11 protein-coding genes and 1 pseudogene are annotated in these 14,984 nt (G+C 72.3%); 4 read left to right on the top strand and 8 right to left on the bottom strand.

Features of this window, described 5'->3' with window-relative positions; genetic code table 11:
• Positions 1-11: 11 nt before the first annotated feature.
• The 6 genes from OHO27_RS29335 to OHO27_RS29360 form a co-directional block, all read right to left on the bottom strand.
• Positions 12-767 carry a class I SAM-dependent methyltransferase gene (locus OHO27_RS29335; protein WP_328427967.1) on the bottom strand — a complete coding sequence of 252 codons (756 nt, stop codon included), beginning with the start codon at positions 765-767 and terminating at the stop codon, positions 12-14.
• Positions 764-2,182 carry a condensation protein gene (locus OHO27_RS29340; RefSeq protein WP_328427968.1) on the bottom strand — a complete coding sequence of 473 codons (1,419 nt, stop codon included), beginning with the start codon at positions 2,180-2,182 and terminating at the stop codon, positions 764-766. The genes OHO27_RS29335 and OHO27_RS29340 overlap by 4 nt, the downstream gene beginning before the upstream one ends.
• Entirely contained in the window at positions 2,179-6,651 is a 4,473-nt protein-coding gene (locus OHO27_RS29345) for a DUF3367 domain-containing protein (protein WP_328427969.1), read from the bottom strand. Before OHO27_RS29345 ends, OHO27_RS29340 begins: the two co-directional genes overlap by 4 nt.
• Positions 6,648-7,466, bottom strand: a complete 819-nt coding sequence (locus tag OHO27_RS29350; RefSeq protein WP_328430592.1) for a class I SAM-dependent methyltransferase — start codon at positions 7,464-7,466, stop codon at positions 6,648-6,650. The genes OHO27_RS29345 and OHO27_RS29350 overlap by 4 nt, the downstream gene beginning before the upstream one ends.
• A gap of 28 nt (positions 7,467-7,494) precedes the next feature.
• The gene (locus tag OHO27_RS29355; protein ID WP_328427970.1) at positions 7,495-8,646 is read right to left on the bottom strand and encodes a glycosyltransferase family 4 protein; all 1,152 of its coding nucleotides are present in this window, start codon (positions 8,644-8,646) and stop codon (positions 7,495-7,497) included.
• Between the two features lie 237 nt (positions 8,647-8,883).
• The gene (locus OHO27_RS29360; protein ID WP_328427971.1) at positions 8,884-9,870 is read right to left on the bottom strand and encodes a DUF3068 domain-containing protein; all 987 of its coding nucleotides are present in this window, start codon (positions 9,868-9,870) and stop codon (positions 8,884-8,886) included.
• Between the two features lie 222 nt (positions 9,871-10,092).
• On the opposite strand from OHO27_RS29360, the gene OHO27_RS29365 reads away from it, so the two are divergent.
• Complete coding sequence (locus OHO27_RS29365; RefSeq protein WP_328427972.1) at positions 10,093-10,245, top strand: hypothetical protein; 153 nt, start codon at positions 10,093-10,095, stop codon at positions 10,243-10,245.
• Between the two features lie 128 nt (positions 10,246-10,373).
• Positions 10,374-11,521: pseudogene (locus OHO27_RS29370) on the top strand (helix-turn-helix domain-containing protein).
• A 27-nt stretch (positions 11,522-11,548) separates the two neighbouring features.
• Here the strand turns inward: OHO27_RS29370 and OHO27_RS29375 are convergent.
• A complete protein-coding gene (locus OHO27_RS29375) occupies positions 11,549-12,127 on the bottom strand; it encodes a DUF2269 domain-containing protein (protein ID WP_328427973.1) in 579 nt (192 codons plus the stop codon).
• Between the two features lie 445 nt (positions 12,128-12,572).
• Between OHO27_RS29375 and OHO27_RS29380 the strand changes: the two genes are divergently transcribed.
• Complete coding sequence (locus tag OHO27_RS29380) at positions 12,573-13,346, top strand: IclR family transcriptional regulator (RefSeq protein WP_328427974.1); 774 nt, start codon at positions 12,573-12,575, stop codon at positions 13,344-13,346.
• Positions 13,343-14,191, top strand: coding sequence for an SMP-30/gluconolactonase/LRE family protein (locus OHO27_RS29385; RefSeq protein ID WP_328427975.1), 849 nt, complete (start codon positions 13,343-13,345; stop codon positions 14,189-14,191). The genes OHO27_RS29380 and OHO27_RS29385 overlap by 4 nt, the downstream gene beginning before the upstream one ends.
• 43 nt (positions 14,192-14,234) lie before the next feature.
• Here OHO27_RS29385 and OHO27_RS29390 read toward each other — a convergent pair whose 3' ends face one another.
• Entirely contained in the window at positions 14,235-14,981 is a 747-nt protein-coding gene (locus tag OHO27_RS29390; RefSeq protein WP_328427976.1) for an aminoglycoside phosphotransferase family protein, read from the bottom strand.
• Positions 14,982-14,984 lie beyond the last annotated feature (3 nt).

Genomic DNA, 14,984 nt, shown 5'->3' on the forward strand with positions numbered 1-14,984 from the left:
GTGTACGCCCCCTAGGTCCGTCGTGCGTGCAGCAGCAGGATCGACGCGAGCGGCGGTCTGGCGCAGGCCAGTCGGTCCAGGGGGCGCAGCGGGCGCGGTACGCCGTGGAAGGGGGCACCCGCGAGACGTACGACCTCGAAGCCGGACGCGGCCACGAACTCCCGTAGCGCGCGGGCGGTGTAGAGCCGCAGGTGCCCCACGACCTCCCGCCCCGGCCGGCCGTGGATGCCCCGCAGGCTGACCTCGGAGAACACCGGCTGCACCCCGGCCAGCAGCAGGCCGCGGTTGTACCAGGCGGCCAGGTTCGGGGTGGACAGCATCAGGTGGCCGCCGGGGCGCAGCACGCGGCGGATCTCGTCCAGGGCGGCGTCCGGGTCGACGAGGTGCTCGATCACCTCGCTGAACAGCACCGCGTCGGCGGAACCGGTCAGGAACGGCAGCCCGCCGTCGGTGAGTTCACCGCGGACGGCGTACGGGATCCGGGTGCGGGCCCGGCGCAGGGCGTCCTGGGACCAGTCGATGCCGACGATGCGGTGGCCGGGGAGGTAGGGGGCGGCGGTGGCCGCGGCGGTGCCGTCGCCGCAGCCGATGTCGAGGATCGTGCGGGTACGGCCCGTCGCCCCCGTCCCTGCTTCTCGCCCGGGCGCCAGGGCCTCGGCGAGCATGCGGGCCTGGCGGCGGCTGCGGGGGCTGCCGGAGGCGACGGGGACGGCGGGGTTCTCGTAGAAGTCACGCAGTTCTGGAGGTTTCACGGGGGAGGTCGTCACGGGGTCACCTCCGTGCAGTGCAGGTAGTGCTCGAAGAGGTCCCGCAGGTGGGCGCCGTCGCCGTGGCTGAGCAGGGCGCGCGACCAGCGCAGTGCGAGGTGGAGCCGGCCCGCGGTGGAGGCGGTGGTGACGGTCAGGCCGCGGGGCATCCGGGCGGGCGCCGAGAACCACACGGCGTGCGCGCGGCCGGCTTCGTCGCCGAAGTCCAGGGGGTACGGGATACGGCCGATGTTGCTGAGCAGCGTGGTCGAGGTCCAGGGCGCGGCGGCTCTGCGCAGGCCGCGGGTGAGGGCGGCGCGGACGCCGACCGGCGCCCAGGGGGCCGTGAGGAGGGAGGCGCCGTGGCCGAGTTGGGGGCGGGGCAGGGACTTGAGGGCACGGGTGCGGGTGGCCGTGCGGTGCAGCAGGGCGGGCATGTCGTCCGGGCCGTGTGCCGCCAACTCCGCTGTGCTGAAAGGGACTTCCACGAGCCGGGTGCCGTTGCCGATGGGCATGGTGGCGTCACGCGGGCGGTCGTCCACCGGCATGGTGATGCGCAGGGGGCGGGGTCGGGCGCCGTGCTCGCGGTTCCAGTGGGCGATGGTCAGCGCGGTGGTGACCATCAGCTGGTCGTTGACCGTGTAGGGGGAGCCCTTGGGGCGGTGGGGGAGCGGGAGTTCGGTGACCAGCATGCCGTTGCCCGGGGAGGGTTCGGGGGTGCCGGGGGCCACCCGGGCGGGGGGCGACCAGTTGGAGGGCGTTTCCTCGGTGAGGGGCTGGGCTTCGGTCGTCCGGTTGGGCGGGGCCGCGGGGGAGTTGTCCCTGCCTCCGTACAGCTCCGCGGCGGTGGCGACGACACGGAGGCAGGCGGGGCCGTCCAGCGCCGTGTGATTGATGGTCAGGAACAGCACGGTCCCGTGTGACCCGCCCGGCCTGCCGGCAGTCGTGCCGTTCGGGGCGGCACGGGTGGGCGCACCTGCCGCGCGTGCGTCCCCTACGGCGTCCGTCGCCTCGCTGCCCTCGACCCGCCCCGGCCCCTCCACCACCTCCAGCCGGATCGGCGGCGACAACGACAGCGGCGGCGCCTGGGTCAGCGCCCGCGTCCGTGCGTCCCGCAGCGCATCGCGTCCCGGCGCCGGGAAGCTCACCACCTCCACGTCAGGTTCCGCCGTCAGCTCCCACTCGTAGCGGCGCCGGTACCACCGCCCCGGCGCCTCCCGCATGAGGATCCGCGGATGCCGGCGCAGCGCCTCCCCGAAGGCCGTACGCAGTCGCCCCGCGTCCAGCGGCCCCGGCAGGTGGACCTCGATGTGCACCGTCTCCGGCTCCTCCTCCTGCAGGCAGTGCCGGGCGACCTCGTCCACGACGGGGAACGGGACGCGTACCGGCGGCCGCAGCGGACCTTCGGCGCGTGCGGGCTGCTGCAGTGCGGTCATGTGGCTTCGCCCTTCCCGGTCTTCCCGGGGTCGTCGGACTCCGGCGGGGTCCCGGGTCCGGTCGCCCGGAAGCGCGGCTTGCGGGGCGCGATCCGCGCGGTCGGCGGATCCGGAACCGGCGCACCGGGACCGCGCGCGGAGACGGTCGGCCCCGAGTCGCTACGGCCCGTCGGCCCGGGCGGCTCGGTCCCCATGGGACTGCGGCCCCGCTCCCGCTGCGGCAAGGGGCGCGTCGGCCGCTCCGGGGCGGCCGAGCCGGAAACACCGCCACCTCCGGCAACCGGCGGCAGCACAGCCGTGGAGCCGGGCAGGTCCGATCCTTGGCCGGGGCCCGCCATGGGTCCGACCGCCGCCGCCGACTCCCGAACCCCCACCACACCCGCGAACAACCCGATCAACGCCAGCAGTTGGGCCACCGGCCCGAAGGCGCCCTCCTCCGCCCCGACCGGCTCCCCGGCGCCGACCGCCGCGGCGACCCCTGCCCCCGCAAGCGCCACGAGCGCGATCGGCACCAGCAGCGCATGCCTGCGCCACGCCACCAGCGCCAGGGCCGGTACCAGCAGGGCGAACCAGCCGGCGATGAAAACGCCCACCACCGTCACGGCCACCGTGCCGAGCCACAGGCCAGGCAGCGGCGGGGCGGGCTGCGGCTCGTCGGGGTTCGGTGCGCGGCGGCGCCACAGGGCCAGCCCGGCCAGCAGCGCGATCGCGACCGCGCTGCCGATCAGCCCGCCCTCGTACATCACCGCCGGCTCGTACGACAGCTCGACCGTGCCGCCGGCGCCCGCCGGGATCCGCCAGCCCTGTTGCCAGCCGTCCAGCCGTACCGGCGTCAGTTCCTTGCCGCCCAGCGTGGCGCGCCAGCCGTCGTTGAAGTTCTCGTACGTCGTGAGGTAGCTCGCCGCGCCCGACCCGACGGTCACCGCGCGCCGGTCACCGAGCCAGTCCCGTATCCCCAGCTGACGCCCGGCGGCCGAGGCCTCGGAAACCGTGCCGCGGGTGAGCGTCACCGCGGTCAGCGTGAGCGGCCCCGCGTCCCCGGCCTCGACTCGATGGTCACCTGCGGACAGCCGCAACTCCGTGTCATCGCGACCCTGCTGACAGAGCGTCACGTCAATCTGTCGCCGCTCCATCAGGTCCTGTACCGTTCCGCGCACGCTCGTCCGGTACAACTCCCCGTCCACCGCGACGACCGGCCCCTTCCCGCACGGCAGCGAGAACGGCCGGGACTCCCTCGGCTGTGGGGTCCGGTACTGGTCGAGGGCCGGGATGTAGGCCTCCGTCAGGCCCACCGGCAGCCGTAGGTCCTCGTCCACCATCGGGTTGTAGAGGGTGAGCGGGGCGGTCTCGGTGATGGTGATGTCCAGCCGGTCGGTCGTGATGGGCGGGAAGCGGACCCAGCCGTTCTCGTCGACCCCGGCGATCACGGCACCGTCCGGTGAGCTGATGTGCACCTCGGTCGGACGCGTGGCCAGACCGCCCGCCGGCGCCAGCACGATCTCCCCCACGGCCTGCTTTCCGGGCCAGCGGAGGTGGATCGTGGGCCGGTCGCCCGCGATCCACGCCGTGGTCAGGTCGCCGTCGGTGAGGTTGCGCGGCGACAGGCCCGCCCCCAGCCGGGCGGTGGAGTCGGCGGTGGCGACGATCCGGTTCTGCTGCTCCGGCGCCACCTCGTACAGCAGCCGGTCCAGCTCCTCGCCCGCGACCGGCACCGCACTCGCCCGCACCTCGTACGTCCCCGCCGTCGACGTCGTGAAGCGCCGGTGCAGACCGGCCTCCGTGCCCGTCGGCGACAGGCCCGTGGCGTCGGCCGTACGGGACAGGGAGACGATCTCGGCTGCGGCCCCCGACTTCCCGGCGTCGGCGGGCAGCCGCAGCAGCCGGGTCACCTGTACGTCAGGCAGGTCGATCTCGGAGAAGCCCGCCCCGGTCAGTCCGGGCCGCCGGGAGACGGAGTCCGTGATCGTCAGCTTCATCCAACTCGTCTCACCCGCAGGCACCTTGACCGTCTGCGTCGTTCCGTCGGGCCGCAGGACCGAGCTCACCGCCCCCTTCTCCGTCTCCACCCGCACCCGCGTCGCAGCCTCCCGCACACCCTCCTGCGGCAGCGGCCTGACCTTGAAGGACGACGGCATGTCGTACGAGCCGCCCGCGAACGCGATCCGCAGCCACTCGCCGACCGGCGACCCCTCCGAGCCCTCCGTCCACGCGGTGTCCGGGTTGCCGTCGAAGGCGTTCACCGGGTCGAACTGCGGGAGATGGAAGAGCCAGCTGCCGTACGACGAGGCCGTCACCGACCGTGCGCCGCGCAGCTCGGCCACCGTCTGGTGGCCGAGGCCGGACGTCGGCAGGATCTGGTGCGGCTCTTCGCCCGCGTCCTGCGCGGCATCGGGCGCGTTGCGCTCGCCGCGCGTGTACGTGTACGACGTGTTGGCGTTGACCAGCCCGAACCGGGTGTCCGCCCGCCGCAGCCCGTCCCCGATCACCTGCACCGGAGGCGAGCCGAGCCCTGGGTGGTTGTCACCGGTCAGCACGCTTGCCCTGCCACGCAGTTCGGAGGCCAGCGGCAGCAGCGCCTCCGGACCGCCGGAGACGACGGCCGTGTCGGCCACCGGCTGCAGCCCGGCCTGGTGCGGGCGCGGCACGTCCGCGGCGGCCGGCTTGTAGATCTCCACCGCCCGCTGCCGCGGATACAGCCCCTCCACCTGCAGCGGAGTGCCCGGCGCGATCGTCCCGCCGGTCGTGACCGGCCCGAGGCCCGTCACCCGCTCGTATCCGGACTGCTCAAGAGTCCGCTTCACCGTCGTCGTCGGTATGTGGCCGATCTGGTCGGGGTCGAGGTCATTGCGGACGACGACGTAGTAGATCCCGGCGCGGCTCAAGTAGTCCGCCAGTCCCGGCACTTGGCTGCCGCTGACCAGCGCCTGCTCCACGGCGTCCATCGCGCGCCGGTTGCCGGGGGTGCCGAAGGGGACGTAGTCCCGCTGCGCCCAGCGTGAGTCGGCGAGGACGTCCAGGGGCTGGTCGATGGTCGAGCCCCAGGTGTGGATGCCGTGCGCGGTGGCCGGCACGACGAGGGCGCGGGCGTCGGGGGAGTACTTCTCCAGCCAGTCGGCCGTGCCCTGCCAGTACTTGGGGATCTCCTTGAAGGACCCGGGGTTGAGGATCGAGCCGTTGAGGTACGGCCACATCAGCCCCGGCAGCACCAGCACGGCCGCGATCAGCGGCGCGAACCGCCGCCCCCGCACCGGCCGTGCCCCGCGCGCCTGGGCCGCCACGCCCGCCAGATGGGCGAGGCCCAGCACCAGCGCCAGGGCGAGCCCCGTCTGGAACTTGTAGATGTTGCGGAAGGGGACGAGCCCGCCGTCCAGCCAGTCCTGCACGACCCCGTGGAAGGGTGCCCCGAACGACCCGCCGTACCCGGCGAGCAGGATCAGCGCGACCGTCACCACGGTCAGCACCAGCCACCGCCGCTCCGGCATGTCCCGCCGGGCCAGCCCCGCGAGCCCCAGCCCGGCCGCGAGCGCCGAGCAGACGATCACGACGACGGACGCGGCGACGGTCCAGCCGGCGGGCAGCCAGGCCTCACCGAAGTGCAGATAGGCGACCCAGTTGCCGCCGCCGCGCAGCGCCTCCGTCGCCGCCATCGTCTCGGTCGCGGTCTGCGAACTCTCCACGTAGGGAAGGAAGTTCTCGCCGTACGTGCCGAGCAGCAGAAGCGGGACCACCCACCAGGCGGTCGCCAGGAGGACCCCCGGCACCCACCACGCGATCAGCTTCCGCTGCCGTGGCCCGGGCGGCCGGGAGAGCAGATAGAGCCCGACGGGAAGCAGTGAGGCCAGCGTGGAGGCCGCATTGACGCCACCCATGAACGGGATGATCAGCGCCGACCGCAGCGCGGCGACCCGCGCGGCGTACCGCTCGTCGGTCAGCGGCAGCAGCACCCACGGCAGAAGGGCACCGGGCAGCGCGGCAGCGGACGTGGACCCGACGACGACGGTGAAGACGGGCCACAGCGCGTACGCCACGGCCGCCACCAGCCGCGACGCCCCGCTCCCCACCCGCAGCCGCTCGGCCAGCCGTAGCGCACCCCAGAAGGCCACCGACACGATCAGCGACAGCCAGAGCCGCTCCGCGAGCCACACCGGCAGCCGTACGACATCGGCGAGCCAGTAGAACGGCAGCATCGGCCACAGATAGCCCGAGTACTGGTTCTGGATCCCGCCGAAACTGCCCTCGTCCTGCCACAACTGCCCGAGGTCGGCGAGGAACTGCCCCGGATCGACCGTCACGCCCAGCTTGGTGTCGAACGTCTGCCGCCCTGGCTGCACCGCCAGCAACAGCACGAACACCACGGCCCAGAACCCCAGCAGCCAGCGCCGCGAGCGCGGCCCCTCCGACGGCCCAGAGGCGGGGGCGGAGGTGGGCACGGCTGCCGGGGGAGGAGCCTGGACCGTGGTCGTCGTCATGGTGGGCACCGCCTGAGGATGAGGAGGAGGTTCCAGGTGGCGAACTCGCGTATGCCGGGCGCCTTCACGACGGCCTCCGCGAGGAACGGCCAGTAGCGGGAGCGCGCCGAGACGACCTCTACGTCGTCACGGGCGCGGACCTGACGCAGAGTGGCGCCGATGTGCACGGCGAACAGGTTCTCGCCGAGAGTGTGCTTGGCGGCCCGTCCGGTACGGCGCCGGTAGCGGGCCCGGGCCCGCTCGGCACCGAAGTAGTGCCAGGGGGCCCACTCGTGACCGCCCCACGGGGACAGCCAGTTCGTGAACGACACGTAGATCAGCCCACCGGGCCGGGTCACCCGGGCCAGCTCGCTGAGGAACGTCTGCGGATCGGCCACATGCTCCAGCACATTGGAGGAGAACGTGACATCGGCGACACCGTCACGCAGGGGGAGCAAGTACCCGTCGGCGACGACGGCCCCTTCGGGCGGCTTCGCACCGAGTTCCGCCACGTCCGGCTCGAAGAGGTAGGCATACGCACCTCGCCGCCGGAACTCCTCGGTGAAATACCCGCCACCACCACCGACATCGACGACGGTACGCCCGGCGACGGGACCGTCGTAGGCCTCGACTTGATCGACGGCGTCACGGGCGAGCAGTGAATAACAAGCCTCGGGATCGTCCTGCTCATGAAGAAAGGCCCGGAAGAGAGCGAGGGACCGCCGAAAGGAGGGGTCCTTGACAACCGGGGGTGGTGAAGCGCCCCGATAGGGGCGCGGGGCTGTGACATTTTCGGCTCCGCCGCGTGAGCGCGACCAGCCACGACGCACCGGCACTCGCGAGCCGGCCGACCCACTACGGCGTTTAGGCGTCACGGCGTACGGCCTCCGAAGCAACCGCCAGGAACTGCCGCACAGTCCGGTCCCAGCGATAGCGCGCCGCCCGGTCCCGCGCGGCCTTGCCCATCAACTCCCGCCGATGTCCGGACAACGCGAGCGTGCACCAGGCGGCGGCAAAGGACGATTCCCCGGCGGCAAGCACCCCCGTCTCCCCGTCCACGACGGAATCCCGCAGCCCAGGCACATCAAAGGCAATGGTCGGCGTCTCCCGGGTGGCGGCCTCGGTGACGACGAGCCCCCACCCCTCCACGGCCGAGGGATGAAGCAGCAGCCACGCCGCACACAGCAGCCGGTGCTTCTCCGCCTCCGGCACATGGCCGACGAACTCGACGCCGGGCCCGGCAAGTTGCTCAAGAGACGCCCGCTCGGGCCCGTCCCCGACGATGACGAGCCGCCCCCCGGTCACGGGCCGCACCCGCTCCCACAACCGCAGCAGCAGATCGATCCGCTTGTACTCGACCAGCCGCCCGACGGCCACGAACAGCGGCTCCGGCGAGCGGTCACCCAGGGGGCCGGGCTCCTCCACACCGTTGTGCACCACACGGATACGTTCCCGGTCGACGCCGATCCCGCGCAGCGCCTGCGCGGTCGACGGAGACACGGCAACCATCAGACTCCGTTGCTGCGCACCGGTCAGCGCCCAGTGCTCCAGTCTTCGCCCGAGCCGCGCGGCAGGCGCCAGTGCCCCGCCGAACCGCATCTTCCACAAGTCGGTGTGTACGTGGTTGACCAGGCACAACGTCGGCCCGCGATGCCAGAGGGGGGCGAAGTACGGCATCCCGTTGCAGACCTCGACCAGCAGATCGCAGTCACCGACCTGACGGGCGAAGGCGGACCGGGCACGCAGGTAGTGACCGTAGGAACCACCGGCGGACACGACCCGGTAGTCGCGGTAGGCCGCGGGGCCCCCGCACAGGAGGGTGACCTGGTGGCCGAGGTGGGTCAGTCCGTCGGCGAGACGGTCGACCAGCAGCTCGGAGCCGCCGGCGGACCGGTTGCCCAGGTCACGGTGGGCGAGAAAAACGATTCGGCGCGGATGTGGGGGAAGCGCCGGAGGGTGCTGCTGCGACGCCCAGGGGAGGGTGGCGCGCAGCTGGGAAGGCACGTGCTGGGGCATGGGTGCTCCAACTCGTCTCAGGGTGCGGAACTCAGCGTGGGGGAGGGAGGGTTTGGTTCCTGTGGGGAGATGCGGTGCTTCTCGGACTTTCTCGGGGTTTCTCGGGCCTCTTACGGTCGTCCTGCGGGGGCTGTGGACAGGCTGTGTCCGGGTGGGGTTGGACAGTTTTCGCCCAGCCGTTCGCCACGGCTACTCACCGACGTGACAATTTCCGGCTTTATTAGAGCTGACGTCACGTCACATTGTGAGCGACGGCTGGGGCATCTCGACCGCACCGGGAGATTCAGGGCGCTTCCGGCCTCGTACCACCAGAACGCCACCCACCACCGCAAGCACGAATCCCGCCCCAGCAGTCCCGATCGGCAGCATCTCGCCCACCATGCGCAGCAGACCGCTGTCCCGTTTCGCCTGCCGTACGGCCTCTTTCTGTGTGGCCGTGGTGAACGCGATCTTCTCGCTGTCCAGCAGCACCGCCGCGTCCTTCTCGCCGCCGGGCGCCCGCAGGGTGCGGCGCGGGCCGGTCTGCGCGTAGATCACACGGCCCGTGGCCTGATCCACGACCAGCCTGAACCCGTGGTTGGAGTACCACTCCTCGGCCAGCACCTGCGGCCGGTCCGGCTCGTCGACGAGGGTGCCGGGGACGAGCCGGGTGCCGACCTTGCGGGGCGCGACCGTCCCGGTGAACCGGTATCCCGTGTAGCCCTGGATCTTCTCGGTGCCGTCGTACCGCAGGGTGATGGTGGTCCCGCCGGTGTTGTCCCACCACTGGTAGGAGCGTTTCTCCACGTCGAACGGGAACTTCAGATACGCCTCGCCCTCGATGTACGGCGTCTCCTCGCAGCAGTGCACCGGCTTCGTCGTGGTGCGGTCCATCACCCAGCGGTGCGGGGTGAAGTCCAGTGCGTCGTGCGGGTCGTCGGCCGGCAGCGACTTGTCGGTGTCGACGGTGGTGATGACGTCCCAGACGGCGTTGCCGCTGCGCTCACTTTCCGCCACATTGCCGCGCACGCGCTGGGTGACGGTGATGTTCTGGTCCGGCACGGTCTCGACCTTGTCGGTGTCGAAGACGCTGCCGGTGCCTTTGTAGACGGCGGTGGTGTCGATGTCGATGGGGTTCACGGCGGCACGCGGGGCCACGTACCAGGCGAGCATGGGCGCCAGTACCAGCAGAAACGTGCCGAGGCCCAGCAGGATCAACGAGGCAGGTGAGGCTGTACGGCGCATCCGGCACTCCTGGGGGGTTGACGCGTGGTCGATGCACTGTCGGTGCACGGTCGTTGCCTGGCCGTTCTTGGGCCGGGAACCGTAGGCGTCCCTTGACGGAGTGTCAATGTCTTGACGGGATGTCCCCGCTTGTCGAGACTGAAGCCGACAGGCAGGGGTCGGGTACAGGCTGGCACCACCGGGGTGGGGACGACCTCCGGATGCAGAGAGGCTGACCCTGCGATGTCCAGAATGCTCGCCGCCGCGCTGACCGTCGCGCTCGCCGCCGTACTCGCGGTGGGTGCCGCGCTCGGCGTCGTCGCGCTGCTGGAAGCGACACCCGACCAGCCGAACACACCCTTGATCACGTACGAGCAAGCGGGCCAGGGGAGTTGACCGTGGCCGCGACCCGCTCCACGGCATCCCCGGCCTCCCCGGTACCCCCTGCCACCCCGGCCGCGCCCACCCGCTCGGCCTGGCGTGACGTACCGCGCTTCCAGGTCCGCCGGTTCGCGGAGCTGGTCATGGCGGACGCCCCAGCGCTCGCCGAACAGATCCTGCGCGAGATCCAGCGCGAGTACCCCCAACTGCCCGTCGTCCTCGACGAGTCGGGCGAGCCCATGGCCCTGGTCGGCATACGGCGCGCGATCGAGGTCTTCGTCGAGCACCTGGAGAAGTCGGAGGGCCGCCCGACCGTACCGCCGGGCGTCTTCCAGGACTTCGGCCGCGGCGAGGGCTACAACGGCCGCTCCCTGGACTCGCTCCAGGCGATCTACCGGTTGGGCGTACGGCTGGCCTGGCGCCGTTTCGCCGAGATCGGCCAGCGCGTCGACATTCCGCCGCCCGCGATGTACGAGCTGGTGGACGCGGGCTACGAGTACCTGGACGGCCTGGTCGACCAGTCGGTGCGCGGCTACGCCGAGGCGGCGGCACGGCAGGCGGGCGAGCGGCTGCGTCTCCAACGCCGCCTGATGGAACTGCTGTTGGCCGAACACCACCGGGGCGATCCGGCGGACGCCCTGACGGAGCGGGCGGCCCGGATCGGCTGGCCGCTGCCCGAGAAGGTCGCCGTGGGCGTGTTACTGCGCCCGGCGCGGGAGGCGGTGGCGCCGGCCGTGGGGCAGGGGGTGCTGCTCGACATGGAGTACGAGCAGCCGCGCATGGTCGTCCCCGAGCCGGAGGCCGGCGGCCGCCCCGAACTGCTGCACCGGGCCCTGACCGGCTGGGCGGGCGCGATCGGCCCCCGGTGCCCCTGGCCGACGCGGCGAAGTCGCTGCGCTGGGCCGAGGCGGCCGTACGCCTGATGGAACGGCGGCTGCTGCCGGCCGGCGACGTCCTGTACTGCACCGAGCACACGGAAGCTCTCGTGCTGCTGCAGCCCGAGGAACTGATCGACGACCTGGCGGTGCGGTGCCTGGCACCGCTGGAGCACTGCGGGCCGACGCACGGGCGGCGGCTGGCGGAGACGTTACTGGCGTGGCTGGAGACCAGGGGCGGGGCGCCGGAGGTGGCGGCCCGTCTGGGAGTCCACCCCCAGACGGTTCGGTACCGCCTCCGCCAGATCCGGGAGCTGTGGGGCGACGAGATGGACGACCCGGATCGACGGTTCGAGCTGGAGCTGGTGTTGCGGGCCCAGCGGTTGAGGGGGGCGCTGGGGGAGGCGCCTAGGTAGAAGGTGCTGGTTGCTCAGTACCTGCTTTCAGGTGGTCTGACGGGCGGGCTCGGTGCGGCGGGACGGGGTGCGGGCGGACGCGGCGCGCAGGCGTCGGCCTCGGCGCGTGAGTCCCCAGGGCTTGAGGATCGAGATCACCGTCATGAAGACGTACGCCGACAGCGACACGATCGGCCCGAACAGGACGTCCCCGGCGTCGGGCAGCGGCCCGCCCGCGGCGATCGCCTCGACCGCGGAGTTCACGCCGGGGCGCAGGGCGAAGACGGTGGCGGTGGTCGTGCCCAGGGTCACCCAGAACTTGACGTAGACCCAGCGGTGCCGCGCCAGCCCCCACTGCGTGCCCAGCGCCAGTACGAGCCCGCTGAGCAGCGTGAGGGAGGCGACCGGCAGCAGGAGCCAGTCGGCGAACAGCTTCATGGCCCGCACCGACGCCTCCACGGTCACCGCGGACCCGGTGGTGGCCGCGGTGACCCCGAGCGCGAGCAGCCCGAGCGTGAGCCCGAGCCAGCCGGCGGAGGCGATGACATGGACGACCAGGGCGGCCCGGCGGGCGGGCCGGCTCAGTTTCCTTGATGACGTGGAAGACCTGGAAGAGGTGGAGGACATGGACACCACCGTGCCGGGCCAGGTCGCCGAGGACGTCTGACGGCGGGAGTAACCCCGCGTACTGACGTCGGCGTACCCGGCACCGCCCGCCCTGCTCCGTTCGCCGCCTTCGTCGGCGAGTGGGACCTGTGGGCTGTCGCCCGCAGCGTCGGCCCCTTCCGGACGGAGTTCGCCTGGCTGGAGGGCGGCGCCTTCCTCGTCCAGCGCTCGGACGTCGTCCCGGAGACGTCCCTCCCGGGCGAGTGGGGCCCGAACGCCCCGTTCCCCGGGTGGGGAAGCCGCAGAGCTGAGCGGGACTGACCGAAGGGGCCGACGGGGCAGGAATCGAGCCGGTCCGCGCAAGGCCATTGCCGGGGGAAACGCACTTTGAGTAGCCTGTGTTCGTTATTCCGATCGGCTGTTGAAATCTCGAACGCAGCCTCGCATGCAAGGGAGGGGGCCGCACGTGGGACGCCTCGTACCAGCCGTGACCCGGGCTCTCGACATTCTCGAGCTCTTCCTCGACGGGGACGGGACGCTCTCCGCCCCCGACATCGTGCGCAAGCTCCAGTTGCCGCGGACCACCGTGCATGAGCTGGTGACCACTCTGGCCGCTCGGTCGTACATCGTCCAGGTGCCGGGTCAGCCGGGACGGTACCGCCTGGGCGTACGGCCGTACCAGCTCGGCAGCCGGTACGCCGAGCAGCTCGACCTCGCGGCCGAGGGGCAGCAGGTCGCCCGGTCCGTCGCGGAGACCTGCGACGAGACCGTGCACGTGGCGATCCTGGAGGGCACGGACGTCATCTACATCGCCAAGGTCGACTCGACGCACGCGGTGCGGATGGTGTCCGCGGCGGGCCGTCGGCTGCCTGCCCACTGCACGTCGGTCGGCAAGATGCTGCTGGCCTCCCTTCCCGACTCGGAGCTGTCGTCCCGTATCCCCGACGGGGCCGAGCTCGTCGCCATGACGCCCAACAGCATCACCGAGCCCGGCGCGCTGCGCGAGGCCCTCGCTGAGATTCGGCAGCGCGGCATCGCCGTCGAGAGCCGGGAGTCCAACCCGGACGTGTCGTGCGTGGCCGCGCCGGTGCGGGACCGTACCGGGCAGGTCGTTGCCGCGCTGTCCATCTCCGTGCCGATGATCCGCTGGAGCGACGAGCGGCTCGCCGAGCTGGAGCAGCTCTCCGCCAAGGGGGCCGCCGAACTGTCGGAGCGCCTGGGGCACCGGAGCGTTGCGTGAGGGCGCCGTACGAGGTGGCGGTGCGTGCGGAGGCGCAGCTCGGTGAGGGGCCGACCTGGGATCCGGCGAGTGGCCGGCTCGTCTGGATCGACATCCTCGGTGCGCGGATACACACCTACGACCCCGTCTCCGGGCGGCGCACGGTCCGTACGACGCACCAGCACATCGGCGCCGTCAAGCCGCGCGTCGGCGGCGGGCTCGTCCTCAACCTCCGGGACGGCGTGGCGGTGCTCGACCCGGACCACAGCTTCCGCTGGCTGCATCACGAACCCGTCTCCGGCCGCCGCGCCAACGACGCCGCAGTCGCGCCCGACGGGTCCCTGTGGGCGGGCACCATGCGCTACGACGAGGCGCCGGGCGGCGGCACCCTGTCCCGGATCACCGGTGAGGCCTCCGTCGAGGTGGTCCTCGACGACGTGGCGGTGAGCAACGGCACGGGCTGGAGTCCGGACGGGCAGCTCATGTACTACATCGACTCGCCGACGCGCCGCGTCGACGTCTTCGACTTCGCCGACGGGCGGGCTCTGAACCGGCGCCCGCTGGTCGAGATCGAGGACGGCGCCGGCTTCCCGGACGGGCTCACCGTCGACGCCGAGGGCTGCGTGTGGGTGGCGCTGTGGGAGGGCTCGGCGGTGCGCCGGTACACGCCCGACGGTGAGTTGGACCGGGTGGTCCCGCTTCCCGTGCCCCGGGTGACGGCGTGCGCCTTCGCCGGCCCCGACCTGACCGACCTGTACATCACCACGGCCCGCGTCGGCCTCGCCTCGCCGCCCGCGCTGTCGGGTTCGGTGTTCGTGGTGCCGGGCGCGGGGAAGGGGCTGGCACAGCCGGCGTTCAAGGGCTGAGGCGGCCGTTGTCCGGGGGGTCGAGCGCCCGCGCAGCGTCGCGTCACATCCGGGATCTCAGTACGTCGACCTCACAGCCCGGCGCGGACGGGTCGAAGCCGTGCTCGACCAGCCAGCGAACCCCCAGCAGGCTGCGCAGCGACCACCACGCGCGGATCACGTCGAGGTCGACGTCGGTGCCGTACCCGGCGATGACGTCGCCCAGGTGTTCCTCGTGTCCGAGCGTCAAGGTGGCGAGGTCGTACAGGGCATCGCCCCGGCCCGCCTCCGACCAGTCGATGATGCCCGTGACCTCGTCACCGTCGACGAACACGTGAGCGATCTGCAGATCGCCGTGCGTGAACGCCGCAGTCCACGGCCGGAGCGCGGCCTCGGCGACCTGACGGTTGCGCGTGACCAGGTCGGCGGGCAGGACACCGTTCGTCACGAGCCACTCGCACTCGCCGGCGAGCTCCGCCACCAACGCGTCGACGCTCCGGCCTGCCCGGCCGGGCCGGGGAGGCAACGGCGCGTCGTGCAGCTTCCGGACGGCGGCACCCGCCGCGGCCCACGCCGCCGGGGACGCGTTCGACGGCTCGCCGAGGCGGCCGAGCGCCGTCCCCGGGACCGCGGCGATCGCCAGCACGGGAGGCTTGCGCCACAGGACCTCCGCGGTCGGGACCGGCACCACCGCCATCGCCTCGACCTCGACGTCGATACGCGCCTGATCGGCGTCCACCTTCAGGAACACGTCGCCGACGCGCAGGGTCGCGCGCTCGGAATGGGCGACGACGACCTTGACCTCATCCATGGC

The organism is Streptomyces sp. NBC_00443, from assembly GCF_036014175.1.
GTDB lineage: Bacteria > Actinomycetota > Actinomycetes > Streptomycetales > Streptomycetaceae > Streptomyces.